Below are 3,917 nucleotides of genomic sequence, written 5' to 3'. Positions count from 1 at the left end.
CCCATAATGGACAAAACCAAACATAATGCGATTCCAGCTGGGGCACATATCCTTTTTATCATTCAGGCTTCCTCCCTTGTATTCTTTTTAGTTCTGTTAGCAACAATTCCAAACCACTGCCGTGAAGGGGTAAAAATGAATGGAAATGAACTATATAGATCCTATAAAGAAATCAAGGCAGCATCGGGAATCCCAGCAGCCGCCTCTTTGAAAAGCCTTCATGAAAGGTATCCATTTATCTCTGGATTCTTTGAGTCCAATTGTTTACTCAATTATAAGTTTTATTGTTTGACCAGGCTTTAGAAGGGACAGCAAGGGAATATCTTCTTCTATAACTCTTCCTATAACGTTGACTCKGTGGTCAGCCCCTAGGTCTCTTTTGCAAATCTGAACCTCTCCCCGATACCTTCCATAAGCATCATTGTCCATCGTTATGGATCCAAGGCTTCGTGCAGCTGTATTACTCGGCTCAACATTTGCGGTGACCCGGGTATTCTGCAGCCGGAAAACATCTTGAGAAACATCTGGCCTCACTTTATACTGACCGCTTTGCAAAAGTCGGGATTCCATTCTAATAGTTAGAATGTTCAGGTTTTTATATGCAGATAGATTCTCAAGCAAATTACCCTCCGTTCCCTGATCTCCAACGTAAACTCCTTCCACATGCTGGATCAGCTCAATTCCGGCGGCGTAAGGATTCATCAGCCTGTGTTTTTCAAGCGTTGGAAGACCCTCATGAAGAGGACCGCGTTTACTTCCTGCACCCGGGATGAAAGCAAAGATCGGTATGCCGTATTTCTTGAACATTCTATTTTGTTCATGAAAGAACTCTTCTTCAAGGCCCGTTTCAGGCCTTGGATAAAAGKTGTGCCAAGCTATCAGACTTTCCGGTTCCACTCCGCCCCCAAGCACGGCTAAAAGTTCATCTTCATTCAACGTACTTGCATTTAGTGAGAGTGAAAACACCTTAGATAAAGATATGACCGTTTCTTTATCGAACCCATCATCAAGGCGAATCCCCTTAATACCTAATGGCCATAAATCCGTAAATTTGTTAATCCCCAAATGATCAAGTGTATTTAATGAGACATCTGCATGGATTTCCATTCCATAGTCCTCTGCAAGCTTTAAAAGCCTGATCATCCTCTTCACGAGGTCCCCCTTTTCTTCAGGAATATGGAGCGAGGTAAATGCTCTCTTCACTCCCAGGTTAGCAGCATGTATAATTTGTGTTTCTGCAAGCGGGTCCTGTAGATAAAAAGAAATTCCGATCACTTAAATTCAACCGCCATTTCATCTTTAAATCCGAACAGATACGTAAAAATAAACCCTGCTATATAGGAAATGAACAATCCAGCAAGGAACAGGGCGATTTGGTTTGGATGAACTAGAAAGGTAAGCGGCAGTCCGGATACACCGATGGAAGACGTGGCGATCCCGAATTGAGCTTGGAATGCTCCGCCTACTCCTGCACCTAAACATGCAGTTAAGAAGGGCCGGCCCAATGGCAGGGTCACTCCAAATATAAGGGGTTCACCGATACCTAGCATTCCTGAAGGAAGCCCTCCTCCGATAGCCCTCTTCAAACTTGCTTTCTTCGTTTTCATATAGATGGCAAATGCCGCTCCCACTTGCCCCGCGCCACCCATCGCCAAAATGGGAAGCAGTGGATCATCACCAATCGAATTTATTAATTCTAGATGGACAGGCGTTAAACCTTGATGTAAACYAGTAATGACGAGAGGGAGGAAGGCCGCACCAAGCACGAATCCAGCTACAACACCGCCGAAATCCAATACATTCAATAACCCATTCGTAATGGCATCCGATAAAAACCCTCCTACCGGCATAAATACAATGTAAGTGACAATCCCGGTAATGAGTAAAGCGATGGTTGGCGTCAAAATGATATCCAGTGATTGAGGAATGAATTTCCTGACCTGTTTTTCCACCAAGGCTATGAAAATAGCTGCAAAGAGTACTCCGATCAACCCACCGCGGCCAGGGAGCAAATTTTCACCGAACAATGAAATGTCGCCGACGGCCGGATTTATGACCAAGATACCAGCAAGGGCACCAAGTGCAGGTGATCCGCCGTATTCTTTTGCAGCATTGGTCCCAACCAAAATCCCCAAGTAGGCAAACAGACCGGATCCGATAACGGTTAAAATGATGGCTAATTGTGATTCTGCTGCAAGCCAGCCCGCTTGAACGATTGCCTTTGTAATACCGGTAATCAAACCTGATGCCACTAAGGCGGGAATTAAAGGGATGAAAATACTTGCAATCCTGCGTAAAAAAAGTCTAAACGGTTTTGCGTTTTTCCTATCAATCTCTGATTTATTCTTCGAGGCCACTTCTTTTAAGTTCAAATCTCCAGAAGCTTCCCCCAGAAGCTTTTCAAATTCTGTATGAACCTTGTTCACCACGCCTGGCCCGAGAACGATTTGTATCGTTTCCTCTTCAATGACGCCAAAAACGCCTTCCGTATTTTTTATATCTTCCATTTTTACTTTCGAACGATCGATTGGCAATACCCTCAGTCTCGTCATACAATGTGCAGCATCGGCAACATTAGATGCCCCACCTAATTTCCCCAATAACTCTTCTGCTAAACTGGCGTACTTATCCCCCTTACCCATTCATAAGCCCCCTTTTTCAAATCTCGGATTAATCATTTATATCGATCTGTCATCGATTTAATGGCAGACCTTGTGTTATCAATATATTGGACAGTTTCTTCATACTGCTCTGAAGCCATCCCCAAAAACAAAATGTCAATCATATATAATTGCGCCAATCGTGAGGATGTTGCTGCACTTCGAAATGGTGCTTCATTCGAATAGGATGTAAACAATGTGGCATCACACAAAGAAGATACCGTTGTTTGGCCATAATGGGTCAGCCCGATTGTCTTGACCCCACGTTCCTTTGCCAGCTTCAATATATTGACAACTTCAGGTGTTTCCCCAGAGAATGAAATGGCAAAAACGATGTCATTCTCATCAGCATTTGCAATCAGGGTTGCAACTAAATGCATATCTGTAAAAGCCGTTGCTCCTTTATTGATGCGAAGTAATTTTTGCTGAGCATCCGCAGCAACTATATTCGAAGCACCCACACCGCAAAAGTGGACGGTTTTTGCATTCAGCATCAGCGTCATGGCATGTTTTAGATTATCATGATCGATTATTTCAGATGTGTCCCGGATGGTCTGAATCGAATTACTCGTTGTTTTCTCCACAATCCGGTACAGTGATTCGGAAGGCTCGATATCCCGGTAGCCCTGTTCAACCGTCTTCATCAAATCTCCGGCAATCCTTATTTTCAGATCTTGATATCCTTTTATTCCAAGCGATTTACACAACCTAATAACAGCAGCCCCGCTTGTTTGGGCAGACGTACTTAATTCCTGTACAGTGCTGTTCACAACTTCATGAGGATTCTGCAGAATATATTCCGCTAGTTTTTGTTCTGATTGCGGCAGCTTGGTCAACATCGTCTGTATGATGGATAATCCTCCTGTAGCCATTGCTTCCCTCCTAATCTTCATAGATCGAGATGGCTTTTCTGACATCTCCATCCGCTTTTTCCAGTAACTCCATAGCTTTTTCATAATCTGTTGCCGTTTTTATCATGACAATCGCTGGCTTAACTTGATTATTTGCCTTTTCAAGCGTATTCAAAGCTTGATCATAATCAGCATTCGTTACTGTTTCTATGATGTTTACTGCACGATCCTTCAGTTTTTGATTACTGACATTTACATCGACCATCAGATTTTCATAGACTTTGCCCAATCGGATCATTGTTGCCGTTGAAATCATATTGAGTACCATTTTATGTGCGGTTGCCGCTTTCATTCTCGTGGATCCTGTTAACACTTCCGGCCCGACCACCACTTCAATCCCTATATC

5 protein-coding genes are annotated in these 3,917 nt (G+C 43.4%); 1 reads left to right on the top strand and 4 read right to left on the bottom strand.

Annotated features, from left to right (window positions below):
- Nucleotides 1-303 (top strand): hypothetical protein (locus AC1DVB_RS25760; protein WP_477591620.1); only part of this gene is annotated, 303 nt, incomplete at its 5' end.
- On the opposite strand, the gene AC1DVB_RS25755 is transcribed toward AC1DVB_RS25760, so the two are convergent.
- The 4 genes from AC1DVB_RS25755 to AC1DVB_RS25740 all read right to left on the bottom strand — a co-directional run.
- Nucleotides 265-1,275 (bottom strand): MupG family TIM beta-alpha barrel fold protein, encoded by a 1,011-nt coding sequence (locus AC1DVB_RS25755; RefSeq protein ID WP_477591618.1) that lies wholly within the window; start codon nt 1,273-1,275, stop codon nt 265-267. The genes AC1DVB_RS25760 and AC1DVB_RS25755 overlap by 39 nt on opposite strands.
- On the bottom strand, nt 1,272-2,642 hold the full coding sequence (locus tag AC1DVB_RS25750; protein ID WP_477591616.1) for a PTS transporter subunit EIIC: 1,371 nt from the start codon (nt 2,640-2,642) through the stop codon (nt 1,272-1,274). Before AC1DVB_RS25750 ends, AC1DVB_RS25755 begins: the two co-directional genes overlap by 4 nt.
- 32 nt (nt 2,643-2,674) lie before the next feature.
- Nucleotides 2,675-3,532: a MurR/RpiR family transcriptional regulator gene (locus AC1DVB_RS25745; RefSeq protein WP_057277791.1), complete on the bottom strand. Its 858-nt coding sequence runs from the start codon at nt 3,530-3,532 to the stop codon at nt 2,675-2,677.
- Nucleotides 3,533-3,542: 10 nt separating this feature from the next.
- The coding region (locus AC1DVB_RS25740; RefSeq protein WP_477591613.1) for an N-acetylmuramic acid 6-phosphate etherase at nt 3,543-3,917 on the bottom strand (375 nt) is incomplete at its 5' end.

The sequence above is a fragment of the Peribacillus sp. P4_D6 genome, from assembly GCF_056401795.1.
The sequence above is the reverse complement of the archived record's forward strand: the minus strand, read 5'-3'. Positions and strand labels throughout refer to the sequence as shown.